Annotated in this window: 18 protein-coding genes and 1 pseudogene; 10 read left to right on the top strand and 9 right to left on the bottom strand. The window is 65.6% G+C overall.

Annotation, left to right across the window (positions count from 1 at the left end):
* Positions 1-154: 154 nt before the first annotated feature.
* The 3 genes from CVV68_RS21420 to CVV68_RS21415 are packed head-to-tail and all read left to right on the top strand — an operon-like array spanning position 155 to position 3309.
* Positions 155-2419 carry a putative transposase gene (locus tag CVV68_RS21420; protein WP_170133293.1) on the top strand — a complete coding sequence of 755 codons (2265 nt, stop codon included), beginning with the start codon at positions 155-157 and terminating at the stop codon, positions 2417-2419.
* 6 nt (positions 2420-2425) lie between these two features.
* Positions 2426-2839, top strand: coding sequence for a ferritin-like domain-containing protein (locus tag CVV68_RS24700; RefSeq protein ID WP_368773190.1), 414 nt, complete (start codon positions 2426-2428; stop codon positions 2837-2839).
* The gene (locus CVV68_RS21415) at positions 2731-3309 is read left to right on the top strand and encodes a ferritin-like domain-containing protein (RefSeq protein ID WP_281268319.1); all 579 of its coding nucleotides are present in this window, start codon (positions 2731-2733) and stop codon (positions 3307-3309) included. Before CVV68_RS24700 ends, CVV68_RS21415 begins: the two co-directional genes overlap by 109 nt.
* 336 nt (positions 3310-3645) lie before the next feature.
* Here the strand turns inward: CVV68_RS21415 and CVV68_RS21410 are convergent, their stop codons facing one another.
* The 5 genes from CVV68_RS21410 to CVV68_RS21390 form a co-directional block, all read right to left on the bottom strand.
* Positions 3646-4125: a hypothetical protein gene (locus CVV68_RS21410; RefSeq protein WP_245933714.1), complete on the bottom strand. Its 480-nt coding sequence runs from the start codon at positions 4123-4125 to the stop codon at positions 3646-3648.
* 32 nt (positions 4126-4157) lie between these two features.
* Complete coding sequence (locus CVV68_RS21405) at positions 4158-4610, bottom strand: cupredoxin domain-containing protein (protein ID WP_211320952.1); 453 nt, start codon at positions 4608-4610, stop codon at positions 4158-4160.
* 289 nt (positions 4611-4899) lie between these two features.
* Positions 4900-5349 carry a hypothetical protein gene (locus tag CVV68_RS21400; protein ID WP_170133292.1) on the bottom strand — a complete coding sequence of 150 codons (450 nt, stop codon included), beginning with the start codon at positions 5347-5349 and terminating at the stop codon, positions 4900-4902.
* A 654-nt stretch (positions 5350-6003) separates the two neighbouring features.
* Entirely contained in the window at positions 6004-6504 is a 501-nt protein-coding gene (locus CVV68_RS21395) for an SRPBCC family protein (RefSeq protein WP_110503019.1), read from the bottom strand.
* Between the two features lie 21 nt (positions 6505-6525).
* Complete coding sequence (locus CVV68_RS21390) at positions 6526-7263, bottom strand: mycothiol-dependent nitroreductase Rv2466c family protein (RefSeq protein WP_110503018.1); 738 nt, start codon at positions 7261-7263, stop codon at positions 6526-6528.
* Between the two features lie 369 nt (positions 7264-7632).
* Here CVV68_RS21390 and CVV68_RS21385 point away from each other — a divergent pair, with 369 nt between their 5' ends.
* Positions 7633-8481, top strand: coding sequence for an MTAP family purine nucleoside phosphorylase (locus tag CVV68_RS21385; protein ID WP_245933713.1), 849 nt, complete (start codon positions 7633-7635; stop codon positions 8479-8481).
* On the top strand, positions 8478-9530 hold the full coding sequence (locus CVV68_RS21380) for an NAD-dependent epimerase/dehydratase family protein (protein WP_110503017.1): 1053 nt from the start codon (positions 8478-8480) through the stop codon (positions 9528-9530). Before CVV68_RS21385 ends, CVV68_RS21380 begins: the two co-directional genes overlap by 4 nt.
* A gap of 21 nt (positions 9531-9551) precedes the next feature.
* On the opposite strand, the gene CVV68_RS21375 is transcribed toward CVV68_RS21380, so the two are convergent.
* Together CVV68_RS21375 and CVV68_RS21370 are read right to left on the bottom strand one after the other, a co-directional pair.
* Complete coding sequence (locus tag CVV68_RS21375) at positions 9552-10667, bottom strand: sensor histidine kinase (RefSeq protein ID WP_110503016.1); 1116 nt, start codon at positions 10665-10667, stop codon at positions 9552-9554.
* A complete protein-coding gene (locus CVV68_RS21370) occupies positions 10664-11392 on the bottom strand; it encodes a response regulator transcription factor (protein WP_110503015.1) in 729 nt (242 codons plus the stop codon). The genes CVV68_RS21375 and CVV68_RS21370 overlap by 4 nt, the downstream gene beginning before the upstream one ends.
* A 120-nt stretch (positions 11393-11512) precedes the next feature.
* On the opposite strand from CVV68_RS21370, the gene CVV68_RS21365 reads away from it, so the two are divergent.
* From CVV68_RS21365 to CVV68_RS21355, 3 genes are read left to right on the top strand one after another with little or no spacing between them, the layout of a single operon-like run.
* Positions 11513-12250, top strand: a complete 738-nt coding sequence (locus tag CVV68_RS21365; protein WP_110503014.1) for a glycosyltransferase family 2 protein — start codon at positions 11513-11515, stop codon at positions 12248-12250.
* Positions 12247-12897, top strand: a complete 651-nt coding sequence (locus CVV68_RS21360) for a TIGR04282 family arsenosugar biosynthesis glycosyltransferase (protein WP_110503013.1) — start codon at positions 12247-12249, stop codon at positions 12895-12897. Before CVV68_RS21365 ends, CVV68_RS21360 begins: the two co-directional genes overlap by 4 nt.
* Complete coding sequence (locus tag CVV68_RS21355; RefSeq protein ID WP_110503012.1) at positions 12894-13604, top strand: methyltransferase domain-containing protein; 711 nt, start codon at positions 12894-12896, stop codon at positions 13602-13604. The genes CVV68_RS21360 and CVV68_RS21355 overlap by 4 nt, the downstream gene beginning before the upstream one ends.
* Here CVV68_RS21355 and CVV68_RS21350 read toward each other — a convergent pair.
* Positions 13568-14074, bottom strand: coding sequence for a hypothetical protein (locus tag CVV68_RS21350; protein ID WP_170133291.1), 507 nt, complete (start codon positions 14072-14074; stop codon positions 13568-13570). The two genes, CVV68_RS21355 and CVV68_RS21350, sit on opposite strands and share 37 nt — an antisense overlap.
* Entirely contained in the window at positions 14074-15294 is a 1221-nt protein-coding gene (locus CVV68_RS21345; protein WP_110503010.1) for a molybdopterin-dependent oxidoreductase, read from the bottom strand. The genes CVV68_RS21350 and CVV68_RS21345 overlap by 1 nt, the downstream gene beginning before the upstream one ends.
* 132 nt (positions 15295-15426) lie before the next feature.
* On the opposite strand from CVV68_RS21345, the gene CVV68_RS21340 reads away from it, so the two are divergent.
* Together CVV68_RS21340 and CVV68_RS24435 are read left to right on the top strand one after the other, a co-directional pair.
* On the top strand, positions 15427-16947 hold the full coding sequence (locus tag CVV68_RS21340) for a glycosyltransferase family 87 protein (protein WP_211320951.1): 1521 nt from the start codon (positions 15427-15429) through the stop codon (positions 16945-16947).
* Between the two features lie 274 nt (positions 16948-17221).
* A pseudogene (locus CVV68_RS24435) lies at positions 17222-17376 on the top strand (acyl-CoA thioesterase); the annotation flags it as partial.

Genomic DNA, 17376 nt, shown 5'->3' with positions numbered 1-17376 from the left:
GTCACCACCAAAACCCGCCGAACTGTCACCGATGTGTTGAGGCAGAACTGTCACCGATGTCCTGCGACATAACAAACCCTGTTAATTTTGCCCGTTTTTCGATATAATAGATTAAGGAAAATACCTGTATTGGAAGGGTGGAATGATGGGTCTCATGACTGCTCAACCTCCTCTTCCTGTGGCGATGGCTTCCGGTGCTGTGCCGCTGGGCATGGCCGGGGAACTCGTGAGGGACGCCGAGGGTGGCGGCACTGTTTTTCTTCACGGACAAGCCTCGTTTTCCTGGGACGGCGGTGATGAAGTCGGCCGCCGTTGGGCAGCGGTGAGACTCGCGGCGCTTAAGGCAGCCGGCGTCGCTGAGATCGCAGCGGCCTTTGATGTCACACCCACCACGGTGTGGCTGTGGAAGCAACTGCTGACTGAAGGCGGCATTGCCGCGTTGGTGCCAGAGAAGAGGGGCCCGAAGCGGGCCTCCCGGCTCACCGAGAGTGTCATCGCCCGGATCGTGGAACTACACAGCACCGGTTTGTCCCAGCAGGGCGTCGGTGACGCGGTCGGCGTCTCCGAGTTCAGTGTCCGCCGGGCCTTGAAAATCGCTGCCGAACAAGCTGCCGCTGCCGTGGCAACACCCGCATCCGAGGAGCCTGAGGCCCTGGCACCATCACCAGCACAGCAGCCTGCACTGCCGTTCCTGCCGGTCCCGGTTCCCCGCGCCGCGGAGCGTGCCTCCGCGGCCTTGCTCGAGGGCGCATCCGCGGTGTTTGCCCCGGCCGCCCACATCCGGCACGCGGGATTGTTCCTGGCCTTTCCGGCACTGGAAACCACCGGCCTGCTCGCCTGCGCGAAGGAGGTGTACGGGGCATTGCCGAATGGTTTCTACGGGCTCGACACGATCCTGATCGATGCCGTGCTGCGGGCTCTGGCCGGGGAGGCCCGGGCCGAGGGCGCGACCCGCTTTGACCCGGCGGAGCTTGGTCGGGTGTTGGGGTTGGATCGGGCCCCGGAAGTAAAAACCATCCGCCGCCGCATCTCCGGCCTTGCCGAAACGGGCAAGGCCGGGGACCTGATCGCGGCCCTGGCCAAACACCATCTGGCCGGCACTGGTCCTGGTGGTGAGGACTTGGCGGCGATCCTTTATGTTGATGGGCATGTGCGCGCCTACCAGGGCACGAAAAAGATTGGAAAGATCTACTCCACGAGGTTGAAGTTTCCGGTCCCGGCGACCGAGGAAACCTGGGTCACCGACGCCCACGGCTCCCCGATATTCGTCGTCATGGCCAAACCCGGCGCGTCCCTGGCCGCCGAGCTCCGCGACCTGTTGCCTGAACTGCGCACCGCGGTCGGGGACGAGCGGCGGGTGTTGGTTGGTTTTGACCGCGGCGGCTGGTCTCCGGCCCTGTTCAAACACATGGATGCGGCTGGTTTTGATGTGCTGACTTGGCGCAAAGGCGCCACGGAGGACATCACCGAAGACCTCTTCAACCAGGTCACCCACACCGATGACCACGGGCAGGAACGGAAGTGGTCGGTGGCCGACACGCTCGTTGACCTTCCCCTGAACACCACCAAGACCAGCGGGGAGGTCTTTGAGATCCGTCAGATCAGCCGGATCGTGGGCACCACCGGTGGCGGGACCCGGCAGATCCACATTTTCACCACCGATCGTGGCCTTCCGGCCGGGGAAGTTGTGTATCGGATGGGGAACAGGTGGCGGCAGGAAAACCAGTTCCGCTACGCCCGGATGCACTTCGAGCTCGATTCCCACGACTCCTACACCAGCACCGGTGACGATGAGGAGCGGATGGTGCCGAACCCTGCCAAGGCCAAGGCCTACCAAAAAGTCGTGGCCGCCCGAACCGCGCATGCCGAGGCCGCTGCCATCGCCGATATCAACCTGATGGCGCTGAAAACCCCGGCAGAAGGCACCAATGAACTGGCTGTCACGGTCACTAGCGCCATGCACAACCAGGCCATGGCCCCGCTCTGGGAAGCAGGAAAAGCGCTGATCGCAGCCGAGAAGGCCCACAAAGCCATTCCTGCAAAGCTTCGGCTCGGGGAGTTGAACCCGGGCCAGCAAGTCCTGGACACCGAGGTGAAACTGATCCACACCGGGATCCGGATGGCCGCCTACAACACCTCGATGACGATCGCCCGCGAGATCCGCACCAACACCGGCTACCGGCGTGCCAAGCAGGAAGCCCACACCCTCACGCGCCAGATCTTCAACCAGCCCGGCAACATCGACACCACTACCCCCGGCTACCTGACCATCAGCCTGGACCCGCTACCCACCAGAGCCAAGACAGCGGCCGCTGCCGAACTCTGCGAGCACCTCAACAGCACCAAAACCCGCTACCCCGGCAGCAGCCTCATCCTCAAATACGAGATCAAAACCAAGGCCCCGGCTCTCATCAATTAAATCGTGATGTCCGGAGTCCTGGGGCTCTCCGGGGCCGGCTTCGGAGCTGCTGCCCTCCTCGCAGCCACCGCGGCCGCCGCAGATGCAAGCACCTCCACCGCCAAAGCCCCCAGTGATGCCTCGATCCTGAACTTTGCCTTGAACCTGGAATACCTGGAAGCCGAGTTCTACCTCCGGGCAGTCACCGGGCACGGCCTGCCCGAGAAGCTCACCACCGGCACCGGCCGCCGCGGCGGCGTTGATGGCGGGCATGCGGTTCCCTTCAGGACGGGGCGGATCCGCCAGATCCCACCGAAATCGCCGCCGATGAAATGTCCCACGTCGCATTCCTGCGCGGGGCGCTGGGCTCCGTCGCGGTCTCACGACCGAGCATCAACATCGACGACAGTTTCACGGCTGCGGCAATGGCCGCAGGACTGATCAAGAAGGGCCAAAAGTTCGACGTCTACGCGAACGAACAAAACTTCCTCCTCGGAGCCTTCGTCTTCGAAGACGTGGGCGTCACCGCCTACAAGGGAGCCGCGCCGCTGGTCACCAACAAGACCTACCTCAGTGCGGCCGCCGGAATCCTCGCCGTGGAGGCCTACTATGCAGGCATTATCCGCACCACACTCTTGGAGATGGGCCTGGCAGCGCCAACGGTGAACATCTCCAACCTGCGCGACGCCGTCGATGGCCGCACCGATGATGACCAGCCCATCGTACTCAACGGCAAGGCCAACCTGGTGCCCACTGATGCCAATGGCATCGCGTACGGGCGCACCACCGCCCAGGTGCTGAACATTGTCTACCTCACCGGCCACCAGGTGCGATCAGGCGGGTTCTTCCCCCAAGGGGTGAACGGCGTCATCAACACCAGCGGCGACAACGACCGCGACGGCGACGACTAAGCGGGCGGGAACGGCTAAGTCAGCCACCGCCGCCACGGGTGTCTTCCGGCAGCAACCGAGGAGACACCCGTGGAACTCAAGTGAGACTCCGCCACCGTCCATCGACCCACCGACAGCGTAAGGTGGTCCGGCCAACCCCGACACCAACACAGGACTACTGGCGGATAGGTCGGTCACGGGCGCCGGGGGACGGACCAGACGTTTTCAGTGGCTTCTCGGTAGGAACTCGTACCTTTGCAGTGCCCCGCCCGCACCTGCTGCCCGATGCTGCAGCGGAAGTGGAGCCACACCGGCAATCGGAGGACTTGGATCCTGCATGGGGAGGACTTCCCGCAGTCACTTGTTTTCGCGGGCCGTGCGGGCAGACGCGGACAGGAGTCGGGCAATACTGGTCCTTCGGTGAAGAACCAGAGCGGCGGCTGCCAGGAGTATGACGGCAGCTTGGGCGAGGGCGGTAAGGGTTTTCTCAAAGAACCACACGGGTTCGTACATCGAGGGGAAGGGACCGAATGCAGGGATCTCGATGTAACGGTAAAGGAGCAGCGCTGCCAGTCCACCGGCAGCGCTGAGCAGGGCCAGAACCCAGGCTGGGCGACTTCCGCGGACCAATACGTAGAGCCCTACCACCGCGGCGGCTGCGGCTTCAGCCAGAAAGAGATTGCCTTCTCCGAAACCTCCAGGGGCGGCGGCTTGGTAGCCCGGGGCGAGCTGGGCATGAACGACGGCGTCCACGGCCAGGCCGGCCGCAGCCAGAACCCGTAAGACCATGGCGCCGGCTGCGCGCCCGTGGTGGCTCACCGTTTCTGATCGCTCCACGCGGCCGCCCTGTCTGGAGCTTTTGGCGCGGATCATTTGACGTTCAGCGTTCCGTGCATGCTGGCGTGGTACTTGCAGTGGTAGGTGTAGGCACCGGGTTTCGTCGGGGCGGTGAACGTGACGCTGGCGCCGGGTTCAACGACGGCGTTGAAAGAACCGTCATCGGCGGTGAGGGTGTGGGCCTGGGCATCCATGTTCGTCACGGTCACCGTTGAACCGGCCTTGATGCTGTCCGGGCCGGTGTAGGCGAAGGACTTGATCTGGATGACTTCCTTGGCTGCGGTCCCCGTCGATGGGGTCGCGGATTTTGCCGGGGACGCACTCGCCTCCGGGCCCATCGACGCGGTCGATGACGGCGTCGCAGCCGGCGGGGCAGATGATGGGCTAGTTCCCGTTGCGGCGCTCCCGCAGGCACTGGCGCCGAAAATGGTTGCTGCGGAGATGAGGGCGAGGAGGAGGCCTTGACGGGCTTTGTTCGGAATCATGGGTTTCCTTTTCATGGTTGTTGGCGATAAATCCTGAAGATCGCTCTGGCGTCACGGTCGGATCGAGCCCCGCGCAGGCAGCTGGGGGAAAGGTAGATATATACGATGGTGCTCTCAAGATCGTCCCCGATAGTCACTTCCCCAGGCCTGAAACCAATGCCTGGCTTTGCCTTACAGCACGGACCGGAAGTTTTTGGAAAGACCTTCTGCTGAAACCTCAGCAGCCCGGGAGCAGGACGGTTCCGGGGCTTGACACGGTGCTGGAACTTTCACGGACATGCCTTTGCTATCAGGGCCGGTGCGGGCTGAGGGTATGCATCCCAACCTGTTGACGGGCTTTGACTCCGATGGCGATCGCGCTCAAGCACGCGGTGGCCTCCGCGATGACCGACACCACTCCGAGCGGTTCAAGCCAGTTGCCGATGTCATCGCCAATTTGGGGAAGTCCAATGGTCCGGGATACGACGTACGCCAGGAGGGCCAGGGCCATGACTGCGGCAGTGCTGAAGTAAGCCACTGAGACGTCGCCGAGGGCGAGCACGGCCGCCAGGACAAAGCTCGCTGCCGTGAGGACGATGAACAGCACCCCTATATAGGGCGCTTCGTGCAGATGCGCCGGAATGACCGGAATATGCGCCGCACCCGCCACTATCAACGCCACCACTGGAAGCGCCCTCAAAGGATGTTTGACCGGGCGGCCAAGCAGCCCCCTGCCGGTCATGTTCGAGCGGTGGTTCATTGTTGATGTCTGCGTTGACATAAGTTTGTGCCGATCCGGTCACGGCGTCCCGGGAGCGGGGCACCTCAAATAGTCGTGTCCTCCTACAGTTTTCGAGGACACAAGTAATTCGTAGCCGTGGACCCTCCGGATTGCCCCGGCGAGCGTTCACGGCGTTGAAGCAGATCGGTACTCGGTCGCATTTGCTAGCGGTACTTCTGGCCAAGATCCTCAGCGGCACCAGGGACGCCGTCGATGTTTCCCCCGGCCCGACTCTTACGCCTTGATTGCCCTCATCGGGCCACGACGACCTGTGGGGCCAGGCATTTGCCAAAGTGCTCGGGGCAGGCGGTTACATCCATTGGTCGCCATGAAGTCGCTATGAAAACGCACGGCCCGGAGGTTGATCACAAACAATTCGGGTCTCAGAGTCCGGCCCAGCGCGCCGAATCCAGCCCCACGCGTAAGGATTTTGGGCACAGGCGCCGGGCAGGTCCGGGTCTGTGCCGATCGATGACAGATCGTATCATTGGGCGAAGGAGCCCGGCCCGGTCTCACTCAGGCCGCGGAACCGGGCCCCGAGGGGACGCTAGCCATTGCCGTCCTCAGATCACCGATCCTCGAACTACGGACAGCCGATCGTCCCGGGGAGTCCGAACGCACGGAACGAACCGGTCATGAACGGGCCACCGCGCTTGCAGTGATGGACTCGGCGATCCGCTTGATCGCGGCGAGCGTTTTCGGGATGCCCTCCAGAGCCTGCTCGGTGCGATCGGTTATTTGGGCGTACGCCTGGTCACCGTACTTCTCCTCAAACATGGCGATTCCCGCCGGCAGGAACTCCCACGTCTCGCTCAAGATTGTCCCAGTATCCGCCGGCGTCATGGTGTATCCCCAGCGGACGAAGCTGCCACCCACTACCCAGGCGAACTCGCAACCGCGCTCGGCAGCCACCACCTGCGACCGGGTCTCCCACGACCGGTCCGGGAGCTCATTGCGCCCTGTGAACCAGGCACCCGGCTGGCCGGCATTGGCCTGCTCGTCCCACCAACACGACGTACAGACCGGGCTCCACTCCCCAGTGCGGGTGATATCGGAGACTAGATCGTAAAGCGTCTCGGCTGACGCTTCCACGGTGACGGACTCCCGGTGCTGGCGTTTGCTTGTCGGACTCATGGGTCCATCCTCACACATCTTTCAATACTTCTGGCGCCGGCTGCCCGCGCGCCAGTCTTCCTGCTGCCCGACCGTATTGGCGTCAACTCCGAGGGCCGCCAGCTGTGGCTGCTCGCGCAGGCTGCGCTTGAGCTCCGCGAAACCAGGGAAGCGTGCCAATCCGACCACATGATCCCACAACACGCCGGCGTCGTCTTCCGCTGGCAGCCGGCTGATGACCGGCCCAAAGAAGGCAACCCCGGCGGGTGGCTGAAAATGGATGATGGGCGTACCCACATCCCTGCCCGTCAGCGCAAGCGCCTCATCCGTCTCCGCCCTGATCTCGGCATCCCAGGTCTCGTCCTCGAGAGCCTCAGCCAGTTCCAGCGGCAGGCCGGCCCTGGCGAGGATCGGTTCCACGAACTCACGGGTCCCACGCCGCTCCCGCACCTCACCCTCAGTGCGCTGGTTGACCGGGTCCGGGGCAACATCGAAGATGTGCGCCCCGAACGCCGCATACAACCCGGCCATCGAGTCGCGACCGTGTTCCGCCCGTGCCCGGGCGGCCACCCGCAGAAGACGGAGCCCGGCCATGTGTCCGGCCTCGTACTCCGGCGGAAAAAGCGCCGCATAGTCAACCTCGGCGTTGATCAGGCGCAACGAGATGAACCGCCAGTCCACTGTGTAGTCGCGCTGCGCCTGCACCTGTCGCACCCACTTACTCGTCATCCAGGCGAAAGGGCAAACCGGATCGAAATAGAAATTGATGTCGGCATCCATGGGTCCACCTTTACACCGGTTCGTGGGCCACGTCCATCCACATCCAGGACCGGCACGACAGCGTCGAAGTTCCAACTCACGCAATTCGTCATTATTCCCTCGGACCCACAAACCAGCTAAGGGCTGCGGCAGGTCCGGCCCTACTTTCCAAACTCGACATACTCCCAAAACACGCGAGAGCCTCCAGGCGCCGAGGCAAGTTCACTGCTACGTCGCCATGAGCCCGACCGCGGGGTTCATCATGAGGATATCCACGGGTCCGACTGCAGGACTGCGGGTTCGTAAGGGTTTCTTAACCATTTAGCCAGCCCCGACGAAGCAGCAATTGGCAGTATGGGTGCCATGACTTCTCCGTCGAAGAACAGCTGCTTGACCAGTCCGCCCCAGCTGCGCCTGGGAATCATCGGCGGGACGGGGCTTTACCGCCTTCCCGGGGCCCAGATCCTTTCGAGCATCGAGGTTGCCACGCCGTTCGGCGCCCCGTCCGGCCCCGTCGTGGTGGCACATCTCCCAGGCACCGGAAATGAAGGGCCACCCGTGGCATTTTTGAGCCGACACGGTCAAGAACACGCCGTGGCGCCCCAACAGATTAATTACCGCGCCAATCTCTGGGCTTTGAAGAGCCTTGGCGTGCAGGCAGTCATTGCCTCTGCCGCAGTGGGTGGGCTCACGAAAACCCACGCACCCGGAACATTTGCCGTGCCCGACCAATTTCTGGACAGGACATGGGGCCGCCCGGACACCTTTTATGACGGTACCGTGCCCACCGGTGTCCAGCACCTGCCGGCGGCCGAACCCTACTGCCCCCTGCTGCGCGGCATCCTGCTCGAGGCCCTCGCCAAGACGGGCGAGAACACCCCGCCAAAGGCAACGGTGGCCGTCATCAACGGCCCGCGGTTTTCCACCAAGGCCGAGTCGGCCGCACTGGTCCAGGCCGGGGCTGGGCTAATCAGCATGACCCAGTACCCGGAGCCCGTGCTGGCCGCTGAATTGAATATGGGCTTTGCCACCCTGGCGTTCATCACGGACTCCGATACCGGCCATGACGGCACGGAACCGGTCACGGCGGAACTTGTCCTGGGCAGGCTGGCCGAGGCGCAGCCCCGCATTGTGCGCGTATTGGCAGCCGTCGCCGCCGCGTTCGACGACGAATACCTCCCACCCGGTGCCATCCCGGCCGACGCCGTGGCTGCTGTCATGGCAGGAGGCCTGCCATGAAGATCCTGGTGACCGGCGGTGCCGGCTTTATTGGCTCCCACGTCGTGGCGACCGCCCTGGCACGGGGGTGGGAGGTGCGTGTTTTGGACCTGTTGGATCCGGCGGTGCATCCGCAGCCGGTGCGCCTGTCCGACGGCATCGAACTCATGGTGGGAGACGTTGCCGATCCCGGGACGGTTGCGTCAGCGCTGGCGGGGGTCGACGTCGTCGTCCACCAAAGCGCGAAGGTGGGGCTGGGCGTGGACTATGCCGATGCCCCGGACTATGTTCGCAACAATGATTTCGCCACGGCCGTCCTGTTGGCCGGCATGGCCTCCTCGGGCGTGGACCGGCTGGTCCTGGCGTCGTCCATGGTGGTTTATGGGGAAGGCAGTTATAGCGATGACACCGACGCCACTGTGCGTCCGGGCCCCCGCCTGGCCACCGACCTGGCCCAAGGGCTCTTCGAGCCGCGACACCCAGTCACGGGGGCCCCGCTATTGCCGGCATTGACCACCGAGGAGGACGCCCTGGACCCCCGCAACGTCTATGCGGCCTCGAAAGTGGCGCAGGAGCACCTGGCGTTTGCCTGGGCCCGGGCAACCGCAGGCAGGGCCGTCGTGCTGCGCTACCACAACGTGTACGGGCCGGGGATGCCCAAGGACACCCCTTATGCGGGGGTGGCCAGCCTGTTTCGATCCGCCCTGGCCCGCGGCGAGGCGCCACAGGTGTTCGAGGACGGCGGACAACGCCGCAGTTTTGTCCATGTGTCGGACGTGGCCCGCGCCAACATCCTGGCCGTCGGCGCCCTGGCCACCGCCGGACCGGGGTTGTTCCGCTGCTACAACGTGGGTGCCCAGGAGGTTCACACAATCCTCGACGTGGCTGGGGCGCTTAGCGCTGCGGCCGGCGGGCCTCCCCCGGTGGTCACCGGCGGGTTCAGGCTCGGCGATGTCCGCCACATCACCGCCAGTTCCGCAAGGATCGCAGCCGAACTGGGCTGGGAGCCGCGGCACGGCTTCGACGCCGGCATGCGGGAGTTTGCCACGGCGCCGTTGCGCGGCGACTGAGCCGGCGCGGGGCGAAACCGCTTAGCTGACGGGGACCTGAAGGGTGAAGCGGCAACCGCCGTCAACATTGGCCACATCGACGCTGCCGTGGTGCGCCTGGACAATGCCTGCCACCACGCTCAACCCCACGCCCGCACCGCTGTAGCGCGACTTGGTCCGGCCCGCGTCCTTCTGCCAGCCCGGTGTGAACAGGTGTCCCAGGTCTTCGGTGGATATGCCACCGCAGCCGTCCTCCACAGCGACCAGCGCCCAGCCCTCGCCCGAGCGCACCGCAATATCCACCGTGCTGCCGGGTTTGCTGTAGAGGATTCCGTTAAGGATGAGGTTGCGGATGGCCCGGCCCAGCGAGGCACCGTCGATGGAGGCCGAGGTGCGCACCACGGCGTCCCCGTTAATGGCGATACCCCGGTGTGCGGCCACGGGTGCAAGGTCGGCGATGGCGTCGCTGACGAGATCATACAAGTCCAGTTGCTGCCGATTGAGCACCAACGCCCCGGCCTGGATTTTAGACAGCTCCAGGAGGTCGTTGACCAGCACGGCCATCTGGTCGGCTTGGGCGATGATGCGCTGGTGGTAGCCGTGGACGTCGTCGGCCACCCCGTCTTCAAGGGCCTCAGCCATGGCGCGCATGCTGGCCAGCGGGGTGCGCAGATCGTGGGATACCCAGGCCACGAGTTCGCGCCGCGCCTGCTCGATGGCGAGTTCCCGGCGTCGGGACTCCTCGAGCTTTTCACTGGTGGATTTCAGTTCGGCGGCGAGTGCGGACAGTTCCGAGCTCATCCGTCCGCCCGGCGCGACGGTCTCGCCGCGGCCAATCCCGGCCGCGGCCCCGATCAGCCGCTTCGTGCTCCGTGCCACGCCAACCCCCAGGACCAGGGCCAGGGCCACCGCCACGGCCGAGGCGATCGCCACGACGTACCACATGACCTGGGCGTCGTGGGCGGAGATGACCATGGCATTGAAGGCGCCCATCATGCCGGCCACGAGGGATCCGATGGTGCCGGCCACGACCAGGCAGATTTGCAGCACGATGGAGGTGCGCCGGATCAGGCGTTGCAACAAGAGCGTCGCCAGCCCGATGACGAGCGCCCACATGAGCACCACCGTGACGATGATCAGCACGTCGTTGCCGCTCATTGGGCTCCCGCGGAAGTGCCGTCGTCGAACATGTACCCGACGCCCCAGACCGTTTTCAGCAGGACCGGAGCCGTGGGGACGGCTTCGATTTTCTCGCGCAGCCGGCGCACGTGCACCGTAACGGTGGAGAGGTCGCCAAAGTCCCACCCCCAGACCGCCTTGATGAGCACGTCCCGGCTGAAGACCTGGTTGGGCCGGCGCAACAGGAACGCGAACAGGTCAAATTCACGGGCCGTCAGCGACAGCAGGTGACCATGTTGGGTGACTTGGCGCGACGCCGGATTCAACTCGAAGCCGCACAACTCCACGGGTGGCTCGGGCGCATAGTCCTTCACGCTCCGGCGCAGCACGGACTGGACCCGCAGTACCAGTTCCCGCGGGGAGAAAGGTTTGGTGACATAGTCGTCCGCGCCCATTTCCAGCCCCAGGATGCGGTCGTCCTCGGTGCCCAGTGCCGTCAACATGATGATGGGCATGGACTGGGTTTCGCGGATCCGCCGGCACACCTCCACCCCGTCCAGACCGGGCAGCATACGGTCGAGGATGATCAGGTCCGGCGAGCGCGTGCGCGATAAGTGAAGTGCCGTGAACCCGTCCGCGGCCAGGTCCACCTGAAGGCCCACCTGCAGAAGGTAGTCGCGCACCACGTGGGCAAGGGTCGGATCATCCTCGACCACCAGGATGCGGCGGTGGCCGACGTCGGTGTGCTGGGCTGCTGTGTTCACTCTTACAGCATAGGTTTCCCGGCCGGCCAGCGGTGGGTAACGGCGGCCCAGGAGCCAAGTGTCCCGGTTCCGTAAGATCTTCGGGCCCCCGGCGGGGAGATTCGAAACTACCGTCGAAGCATGAAGGAAGACTTTGAGACGACGGACGACGGCGGCGCACCGCCGGTTGCCCGGGTGGACGTTGTGCTGCCTTGCCTGGATGAGGCCGGGGCCCTGCCATGGGTTGTGGCGGCCCTGCCTTCCGGCTACCGGGCCATCGTGGTGGACAACGGCTCCACCGATGGTTCCGCCGACGTGGCCCGACGGCTGGGCGCCACGGTGGTGCATGAGCCGCGGCGCGGTTTCGGTGCGGCCGCGCACACCGGGCTTCTCGCGGCAACGGCCGAGTTTGTGGCTTTTTGTGATTGTGATGGATCGCTGGATCCGGCCGCGCTGGCTCCCATGCTGGAGCTGGTGAAGTCGGGGGATGCGGATCTGGTTTTGGGGGCCCGGAAGCCGGAGCACGGTTCCTGGCCGGTCCATGCACGGGCCGCCAACGCCTGGCTGGCATGGCGGCTGCGCAGGATCACGGGGGTGGCGGTGACGGATTTGGGGCCTCTTCGCCTGGCCCGCCGTGACGCGCTGCTGGCTCTGGGTCTCGTGGACAGGCGCAGCGGATACCCGCTGGAGATGTTTTTGGCCGGGCACCAAGCCGGCTGGCGGATCCTGGAAATCCCGGTGGCCTATCTGCCGCGCGTGGGAAAATCAAAGGTCTCCGGCACGGTGCGGGGCACCCTGACGGCCGTTGCGGACATGTCCGCGCAGCTGGCCTCCGCCAGGGTCCCCTCCCCGGGAGCCGGAAGCGGGGGAAGACCGTGAACCTCACGATTGCGGTGATCGCCAAGGAATGCGTTCCCGGGCGGGTCAAGACCCGGCTGAGCCCTCCCCTGACCGAAGTCCAGGGCGCCCGCCTGGCCCAGGCCAGCCTCAGCCAAACCCTGCGGACAGTGCGAAGCATTCCCGCCACCCGACGCCTGCTCGTGTTCGACGGCGTCCCGCGCACCGTGGATGCCAACGGCTATGACGTCGTGGCCCAGGTCTCCGGTGGCCTGGATGAACGGCTGGCCGCGATTTGTGCGGCGTCCGGAGGACCGCTGTTGATCCTTGGCATGGACACTCCACAGCTCGCCGCCAGCCACCTGGGCCCGCTGCTGGCGGACTGGGGCCAACCACGACCCACCCGGGACGCGTGGCTGGGACCGGCCGCCGATGGCGGGTACTGGGCGCTGGCCCTGCAACGACCGGACGGGGAACTGATTCGCGGCGTCCCGATGTCGACTGGTTCGACGGGTCGCATCCAGTCCGCACGCCTGGCCGCGGCCGGGCTGCGGGTGGGACTGCTCCCGATGTTGGTCGACGTCGACACCTGGGACGACGCCCGACTGGTGGCATCCGGCCTTGCCGGTACGGCTTTCGGACGGACCGTGGAAGTCATGGAACGGGCGCTGGCCGGGGTGCCGGCATGAACGCCGTCGCGGCGGCGATCGCGGCCGGCCCCGGACGCCACGGCGAGTTTTTTGGCCGCGGCGGCCACGACCCCTATGAGCGCACGCTGCTCCAGGGCAGGGGGCAGCTAAGTCTCCGGCCCCTGGAAAGGGCAGCCCCCGGCAATCCTGGTGAGGTTCTTTTCAGCGTCCAGGACTGGTGCGCCCCCGCCACCGACGATGAAAGGGCGCTGCTGGCAACCCTGCATGGGCCGTTGCTCGATGTTGGCTGCGGCCCGGGGCGCATGCTGGCCGCCGCCGAACAGGCGGGACTTGCCGCGGTGGGCGTGGACCCCAGTGCGGGCGCCGTTCGGCTGGCCCGCTCCCGTGGCGTGCGTGCACTGCAGCAGTCAATATTTGCCCCGGTCCCCCACGAGGGACTCTGGGGCTCGGTCCTGCTTTTGGACGGCAACGTGGGCATTGGCGGAAACGTCTCGGCACTTTTGTCACGGTTGTCCGTGGTGGCAGCTCCGGGCGGCCGCATCCTGGTGGAGGCGGATCCGCGGCCGGGGCAGGACACCAGTTACCGTGCAGTCCTTGAAGATGCCGCCGGCCGCGGCAGTGAACCGTTCCCGTGGGCCCAGGCCGGAGCAGACGCACTGGGCGGCCATGCCGCCGCCGCCGGCCTTGCCGTGGCCGGGCGGCGGATCCTTCAGGGACGCGTCTTCGTTACCTTGCGCCGTCCGTAAAGCCCGACGGCGGCCACGGCCACGGCGGCCACAATGGCAAGCCCCAGCCACAACAGTGCCAGACGCGTCCCATAGGCGCCGTCCAGGATGGTGCGGTTTGCGGCGCCTCCCGGCTTGCCCGGCTGCAAAACGGAGCGGGCCTTCAGCAACGGGGCGACCATGAGTGTCATGACGGCCCCGCACAGCAGGGCACCGCGGATGATGGACTGCTGCAAGGCGCCCAGCCCAAAGGTGATGCGTTTGAGTCCCCCGCCGGCCAGCGTGGTGAGCGGGACCAACACGCCGTCATGCAGGACTACGGCCCCGGCAAGCCAGCCAAGCAGCCCCACCAGTTCCCACACTTTCAGGTGCGTCAGTAGTTCGCCTGCGCCGTACGCAATGCCCACGACACCCGCGGCACCCAGGGCGAGGCGGGTTAGACGCACGACCGGGGACGTCGCCGTCGTCGGCTTTAAACGTGCGGCGCGCATCAGCCCAACACCTGAATCCGATTGACCCATTTGGTTTGCAGGACACCCGGCCGGCCAGGCGCCATGATCCTCGCGGGATAGCCATGGTCCAGGTCCAGCGGTGCGCCGTTGAGCTCAAGCGCCAGGAGCGTCAGCGGGTCCTGGCTGTAGGCGGCTGGCAACAGCGAGCGGCCATAGGCGCCAGCCTGCTCCAGGCTGTGGACCAGTGCGTCGGAATTGGCCGGTGCTCCCATCAAGGTCATCAAGTCCACGATCTTCACTCCCCGCCACACGGCATCCTGGCTCCACCCGTCCACGCAAGCCACCGGCAGGCGGCCCGTGGACTGCGGCATCGCCCGAAGCTGGGCCAGGGTCAGGCTTCGTTGCCGCCCCTGATAAGTGAGCGTCACCGTCCACCCCGGCGCGAGCGCGGTCCCGGACACTCCTGCCTGGGCGGCGGTCCGGTTCACGGGAACACCGGCCGGCCCCGTGTCCTGTTGCCGGGGGGCGAACAGGTTCACAGCGGATAGCCAGCGGAACGACTGCCCGGCAGTGGTCCCGACGGCGACGGCGGAGGTGATGCCCACCGTGGCCAGCAATGCGCGCCGGGACACGGCGTGCTCGGGCGCGCCTGCGGGCAAAGTCACCGTCTCAGCCCCGGTTTCGAGCTGCGCCTGAGGTTCGGGCCCTGATCCGACGGCGGCCGGTTTCCGGCTCCAGTGCTCCCTGATGATGGGCAGCTTCACGGCGATGTGCAGGGCCAGGGAAGACACAATCACCCAGGCCAGCCAGTAGTGGACGGTCCGAAACGGGAACGGCCACGGATACCAGTCGAAAGTGTTGATCAGGCCGGTGGTCAGTTCAACCAGGGACGCCGCCACCAGCATTGCGATCGTGGCCCGCTCCAAGGCATGCAGCACGGAGCGGATCGGCGGCCAGCCCAAGAGTTGGGCGTAGACCGACCATAGTTTGAAAAGTAGCAGCGGTATGGCCGCGGTGCCGGTGGCCACGTGCACGCCTTGCGTCAGCTGGTACAGCCACACCGGCCGCGGCAGGAAGAGCATCCACGGCAGCGGCTGCTGCAGGAAGTGGCTGTACAGGCCCGTGGCAAAGCATACGGTGAATGCCAACCCGAGCCAGCGTCCCAGGACCACCGTGAGACGTTTGCTGCGCAGGGGGGAAGCGAAACGGGCCCCTGCGGCGTCCACGCCCGCCTGGATCTTCTGCGTCAATCTGTCCATAGGAACAGCACACCACTGCGGCCGCACCGGCGCCCTGCCCAGACCTTACGAAAGCCGAACGGTATGCCCCGCAGGCACCCGCCGGGGGTCATCGTGGGGCAATATCAAAGGGTGAAGGGAACAATGCGCCACATGAACGGGGCCGTCGCACTCACCTCTGCCCTCGTGCTCTTGTTGGCGGCGGTCATCTTCGTCACTGTCACGGGAACGGGCCACGGTGGTTGGCGTCCGCTGCTCGGCATGCTTGTGGCCTGGGTCGTCTTCGTCGCCGCTGCAATCTCCGCCCGCCGGCTCCCTGCGCGCCACATCCCGGCGCTGATAGTGGCTGGCTCACTTTTGCTGGGGGCCGTCGCGGTGGCGGCGCCGCCGGTTGTCAGCAGCGACTCCGCCCGCTATGCCTGGGACGGCATAGTGCAGAAGGCCGGAATTTCGCCGTACCGGTACGCACCGGCAGACCCTGCCTTGGCTGGCCTGCGTCCGGAATGGCTCTTCCGTGTCCCGGCCCCGGGGGCCAATTGCCATGCCGCACCGTTCCCCACCGGCACGGTGGTCACCACCAGCGGCCCGGAAACTGCCGTACTGTGCACTGCGATCAACCGACCACAGGTGCACACGGTGTATCCGGCTGTCGCGGAACTGTATTTCCTGGCGGTCCGCCTGCTGCCCGGCGCCGACGTCGGCTTCATCGCCTTTCAGCTGGCTGGGCTGGTGCTCAGCCTCACCGTCACCGTGATGTTGCTGCGCTTCCTGCGCCGGTCGGGGCGGCCGGCACACCAGGCGGTGTGGTGGGCGTGGTGTCCGCTGGTGGCCTTTGAGGCCGTCAACGGCGCCCACGTGGACGTGCTGGGCGCCGTCCTGGCCGCTGCCGCCGCGCTGCTGCTGGCGGGCGGCAAGCCATTGAGGTCCGGTGTGGCCTTCGGCGCCGCTGTGGCCACCAAGCTCATCCCGGCCCTCCTTGCCCCCGCCATGCTCTACCGCAAACCACTGCGCTTTACCGTCGCCGCATCCGCCACTTTCCTTGTTGCCTACCTTCCGTTCCTGGCTGTCAGCGGTGCGGCGGTTTTGGGGTATTTGCCCGGGTATTTGCAGGAAGAGGGGTATGCCGGGGGCTCGAGCGCCCGGTTTGCACTGTTGCAGCTGGTGCTTCCCTCTCCCTGGGAATTGTTTGCGGGGCTGGCTCTCCTGCTCTGCCTTGCGGTATGGGTTTGGCGCCACACCGACCAGGCAAAGCCGTGGGACAGCCAGGTGCTGATGATCGGTGGCACCTTGTTGCTTGTCAGCCCCGGGTACCCCTGGTACGCGCTGTTGCTCGTGCCGTTTGTGGTAATGAGTCGGCGGTACGAATATCTGGCCATCCCGCCCGTTTTAACGGTTATGTACCTGGGCGGCTCAATGGCATTGGATCAGGCCTTGCTCGCGGTTTCGGTGGCGGCGATAGCCATCGTTGGATGGTTCCGGCAACGTCGGGTCAATCGACCGGTGCGCCGCCCAGGCCCTTCGCGACGTGAAACCCGTCGAACGGGCAGCCCCGTCCCCAAGAGGCTTTGCTGCATCGTTTCTCGGCGGAATCGACAAGGTGCTGGCCACGTTCGCCACATGCCAGCTGCGGTTCAAGCGCATGCCAGCTACGAAACAGGCCGTGACTTTCCATGAATCGGGGCGCCATCTTGACACTCGGTAGAGCGTCAGCCACGGCATCGGTCACCGTCCGAGTGCACGTAATGTTCATTGGACTCTGGGTGCCGTCGAACCCCGCAGATACGGCAGTCATCGAAGGTGATGCCGACCTCGTGTTCCGATTCCCACCACGCCCACTCACGCCCTGAGGTGGCCCCATCAGCGATGGAGTGCATCGATTATGACGAGTGAGACAGCGTATGAGACTTCCCCGCATCTGGTGGGACTGTCACTTCAATAAACTCCTTTCATGAGTGAGACTGCCGCCAATTCCGTGACCCTCCGTTTCCTTGCGGCCCCCACCGACGTCGGACACAGCGGCTCCGTAGATGCCGGCACGGTGCTGGAGTGGGTGGACAAGGCGGCGTACGCCGCCGCGGTGGGCTGGGCCAAGGCCTATTGCGT

Source organism: Arthrobacter livingstonensis (assembly GCF_003219815.1).
Lineage (GTDB): Bacteria > Actinomycetota > Actinomycetes > Actinomycetales > Micrococcaceae > Specibacter > Specibacter livingstonensis.
Note: the sequence above shows the minus strand (reverse complement) of the source record. Positions and strands in the feature narration are given on the sequence as shown.

What these genes read in the sequence shown, in the direction of transcription:
- CVV68_RS24700 (WP_368773190.1), top strand. Translation starts at nt 2,426, where the DNA reads ATGTCCGGAGTCCTGGGGCTCTCCGGGGCCGGCTTCGGAGCTGCTGCC.
- CVV68_RS21415 (WP_281268319.1), top strand. Translation starts at nt 2,731, where the DNA reads ATGTCCCACGTCGCATTCCTGCGCGGGGCGCTGGGCTCCGTCGCGGTC.
- CVV68_RS21380 (WP_110503017.1), top strand. Translation starts at nt 8,478, where the DNA reads ATGAAGATCCTGGTGACCGGCGGTGCCGGCTTTATTGGCTCCCACGTC.
- CVV68_RS21365 (WP_110503014.1), top strand. Translation starts at nt 11,513, where the DNA reads ATGAAGGAAGACTTTGAGACGACGGACGACGGCGGCGCACCGCCGGTT.
- CVV68_RS21405 (WP_211320952.1), bottom strand. Translation starts at nt 4,610, where the DNA reads ATGATTCCGAACAAAGCCCGTCAAGGCCTCCTCCTCGCCCTCATCTCC.
- CVV68_RS21390 (WP_110503018.1), bottom strand. Translation starts at nt 7,263, where the DNA reads ATGGATGCCGACATCAATTTCTATTTCGATCCGGTTTGCCCTTTCGCC.
- CVV68_RS21395 (WP_110503019.1), bottom strand. Translation starts at nt 6,504, where the DNA reads ATGAGTCCGACAAGCAAACGCCAGCACCGGGAGTCCGTCACCGTGGAA.
- CVV68_RS21355 (WP_110503012.1), top strand. Translation starts at nt 12,894, where the DNA reads ATGAACGCCGTCGCGGCGGCGATCGCGGCCGGCCCCGGACGCCACGGC.
- CVV68_RS21420 (WP_170133293.1), top strand. Translation starts at nt 155, where the DNA reads ATGACTGCTCAACCTCCTCTTCCTGTGGCGATGGCTTCCGGTGCTGTG.
- CVV68_RS21400 (WP_170133292.1), bottom strand. Translation starts at nt 5,349, where the DNA reads ATGAACCACCGCTCGAACATGACCGGCAGGGGGCTGCTTGGCCGCCCG.
- CVV68_RS21350 (WP_170133291.1), bottom strand. Translation starts at nt 14,074, where the DNA reads ATGCGCGCCGCACGTTTAAAGCCGACGACGGCGACGTCCCCGGTCGTG.
- CVV68_RS21340 (WP_211320951.1), top strand. Translation starts at nt 15,427, where the DNA reads ATGAACGGGGCCGTCGCACTCACCTCTGCCCTCGTGCTCTTGTTGGCG.
- CVV68_RS21375 (WP_110503016.1), bottom strand. Translation starts at nt 10,667, where the DNA reads ATGAGCGGCAACGACGTGCTGATCATCGTCACGGTGGTGCTCATGTGG.
- CVV68_RS21345 (WP_110503010.1), bottom strand. Translation starts at nt 15,294, where the DNA reads ATGGACAGATTGACGCAGAAGATCCAGGCGGGCGTGGACGCCGCAGGG.